The organism is Burkholderia sp. E168m23 (genome assembly GCF_016586125.1).
In the GTDB taxonomy this organism is placed as follows: Bacteria; Pseudomonadota; Gammaproteobacteria; order Burkholderiales; family Burkholderiaceae; genus Burkholderia; species Burkholderia orbicola.
The window spans coordinates 1-3,306 of record NZ_BCPP01000821.1 but is presented as its reverse complement, the minus strand read 5'-3'; the positions used below and the strand labels follow the sequence as shown (position 1 = coordinate 3,306).

The 3,306-nt window shown below is 69.1% G+C and carries 3 protein-coding genes; all 3 read left to right on the top strand.

Annotation, left to right across the window (positions count from 1 at the left end; genetic code table 11):
• A partial coding sequence (locus JMF90_RS30260; protein ID WP_201325817.1) for a DUF3138 family protein occupies positions 1 to 1,267 on the top strand: 1,267 nt, incomplete at its 5' end.
• 98 nt (positions 1,268 to 1,365) lie between these two features.
• Positions 1,366 to 2,670 (top strand): FAD-binding oxidoreductase, encoded by a 1,305-nt coding sequence (locus tag JMF90_RS30255; protein WP_054928133.1) that lies wholly within the window; start codon positions 1,366 to 1,368, stop codon positions 2,668 to 2,670.
• A 25-nt stretch (positions 2,671 to 2,695) separates the two neighbouring features.
• Positions 2,696 to 3,306 (top strand): FAD-binding oxidoreductase (locus JMF90_RS30250; protein WP_201325816.1); only part of this gene is annotated, 611 nt, incomplete at its 3' end.

Below are 3,306 nucleotides of genomic sequence, written 5' to 3'. Positions count from 1 at the left end.
GAAGGTCGACTCGCTGACCGACGCGGCCAACACCGGCCCGCTCGCCGGCCTGTCGGTCACCGGCTACATCGATCCGACCTACATCTACAACCGCGCGGCCGGCACGTCGTCGTTCCTGTTCGCGAACCACGAGAACGCGTACAACTACTTCAACAGCACGTTCGGCGATCTCTACCTCGACATCAAGAAGACCTTCGGCGTCGGCCCGATGGCGCCGTCGGCCGAGATCACGTTGATGCCGAACCGCGGCAACGGCATCACGCTGCTGCAGAACTCGCGCGGCTCGATCACCGACAACCTGCTGAACACGGCGGTGATCAACGTGCCGATCACCGCGGAAACGACGCTGGTCGCCGGCCTGATCCCGAGCTTCGGCGGCTACGAAGTGCAGCAGTCGAACCAGATGCTCACGCTCACGCACAACCTGCTGTACGATTTCTCCGATCCGGGCAGCTACGTCGGTATCGGCGCGAACTACACGAAGGGCGCCTGGGCGTGGAAGTTCTTCCTCGGCAACGAGCAGTACCGCACCTACGGTTCGGTCACGCAGACGGGCACCAATGCGCTCGGCGACCCGATCACCACCAGCAACAAGGTGCCGACCTTCACCGCGCGCGCCGACTACACGTGGTCGAGCGCGCTCGATCTCGGCGGGTCGTTCAACATCGGGCGCCAGACGCTGGCGAGCGCGATCGACCCGACCACTGGCGCCGTCAGCTACGGTCCGGGCGGCGCGGCGCCAAGCGCGTACGGTTCGTTCTTCTTCGGCGAACTCGATGCGACCTACACGCTCGCCGACATTCAGTACAACGCCGAAGTCGACTATGGCCGCCAGCAGCATGCGGCGTTCAACGGCGGCCTCGCGCAGTGGTACGGGCTGTCGCTGCTCGCGCACCGCAAGTTCAACGCGCCGGTGGTCGGCCGCATGGGCGTGACGCTGCGCTACGACCTGCTCGCGAACTCGAAGAACGGCGGGGGCGGCGGCGGTATCGCGCTGAACGGCAACGGGATGGACCCGAGCAACGGCTTTGGCGTCGATGCGGACTGCCTGGCGCAGTCGAAGGCCGGCGGCGGCCTGGGCTTCGAGTGCAAGGGCGCGGTGCGCCAGGACGTCGCGCTCGACCTGCTGTTCTATCCGACCCAGCAGATCACCGTGAAGGTCGAATACCGGCACGACTGGGCGAACAACAAGGTGTTCCTGCGCAACGACGGGTCGTACGGCAAGTCCAACGACCTGCTCGCGACGCAGTTCATCTATTCGTTCTGATGCGGCACGCGCGGGGCGCCGTGCCGCACGCACGGCGTCCCGTGCCGTTTTCAGGGTGGCTGCGTGCAGGGTGCAGCCTTGTCGAGGGAGTCGGTTTCATGACACAGTCTTTTACCCGCCGCGCCGACGCGCTCGCGCGCGACTCGTACTACGAAGCAACGGCCACGCGGCCGTTGGCCGACGATCCGGTCCTCGAGGATGCGATCGACGTCGACGTCTGCGTGATCGGCGCCGGTTTCGCGGGCCTGTCGACGGCGCTCGACTGCCGCGCGCGCGGGCTGTCCGTCGCCGTGATCGATGCGCAGCGGCCCGGCTGGGGCGCGTCGGGCCGCAACGGCGGCCAGGCGATCACGGGCTTCGCGAAAGACGACGTGATCGAGCAGCAGCTCGGCGCCGATGGCGCGCGCGCCGCGTGGTCGCTGTCGCTCGACGGCGTCGCGCTGATCGCCGAGCGCATCGCGCGCTACGGGATCGACTGCGACTTCACGCGCGGCTACCTGACGGTCGCGACGAAGCCGCGCCGCATCGACGACCTGCGCGCGTGGATGAATGCCGCGACGTCGCGCTGGGGCCATCCGTCGCTCGCGTGGCTCGATACCGGCGAGATCCAGGCACGCATTGCATCGACGCGCTATCTGGCCGGCGTGCACGATCCACTGTCCGGCCATCTGCATCCGCTCAGGTACTGCCTCGGTCTCGCCGATGCCGCGCGCCGCGAGGGCGTCGCGCTGTACGCACACACGCCGGCGCTCGACGTCGTGCGCGGCGCGCGGCCCGTGGTGCGCACACCATCGGGCGAAGTGCGCTGCCGCTTCGTCGTGGCGTGCTGCAACGCGGGGCCCGGCGGCGTGCTGCCGGCCGCAACCGCCGCGCGCATCGCGCCGATCGCGTCGTACATCATCGCGACCGAGCCGCTCGGCCGCACACGCGCCGATGCGCTGATCGCCCGACGCGAAGCCGTGTGCGACAACAACTTCTTCCTCGACTACTTCCGGCTGTCGGCCGACCACCGGATGCTGTTCGGCGGCCGCGCGAATTCGGCCGGCGCGTCGCCCGCGGCGCTCGCCGAAGCGATCCGGCAGCGCATGGTCGGCGTGTTCCCGCAGCTCGCCGACGTGCGCGTCGACCACGCGTGGGGCGGCTTCGTCGACGTCACGCGCAACCGCGCGCCGGATTTCGGCGCGATCGATCCGAACTTCTTCTACGTCCAGGGCTTCAGCGGCCACGGCGTCGCGCTCACCGGCATCGCCGGACGCGCGGTCGCCGGCGCGATCGCGGGCGACACACGCGCGTTCGACCTGTTCGCCCGCCTGCGTCACCGGCGCTTTCCCGGCGGCGATGCATGGCGGCAACCCGCGCTCGAACTCGGGATGCTGTATCACCGCGTGCGCGAGCTGTTCTGAGCCCTTTCACTCCGCTTTCCCGATCATGCAGACATTCGCCAACCAGCCGCACGTCGCGTCGTACTACGCGGCGACCGCCAACGACACGACCCGCCACGCGCCGCTTGCCGGCACGACCGACGCCGACGTGTGCGTGATCGGCGCGGGCCTCACGGGCCTGTCCGCCGCGCTCAACCTCGCCGAGCGCGGCCATTCGGTGACCGTGCTCGAAGCGTCGCGGGTCGGATGGGCGGCGAGCGGCCGCAACGGCGGCCAGTTGATCGGCGGCTTCGCGTGCGACATCGACACGTTCGCGCAGTTCATGCCGGAAGGCGACGTGAAGCGGATCTGGGACATGGGGCTCGAAACGCTGTCGCTCGTGAAGTCGCGCATCGCCCGACACGCCATCGACTGCGCGCTGGTGCCCGGCTACCTGACCGCGGCCAACACCGAGCGCGACGCCGATGCGCTGAAACGCTGGCGCGACGAAGCCGCGAAGCGCTTCGGCTACGACCGCTTCCACTTCGTCGAAGCCGACGAACTCGGCGACTACGTGCAGTCGGCCCGCTATTGCGGCGGCCTGTACGACCCCGACAGCGGCCACCTTCATCCGCTCAATTACACGCTCGGCCTCGCGCGGGCGGCGACCGACGCGGG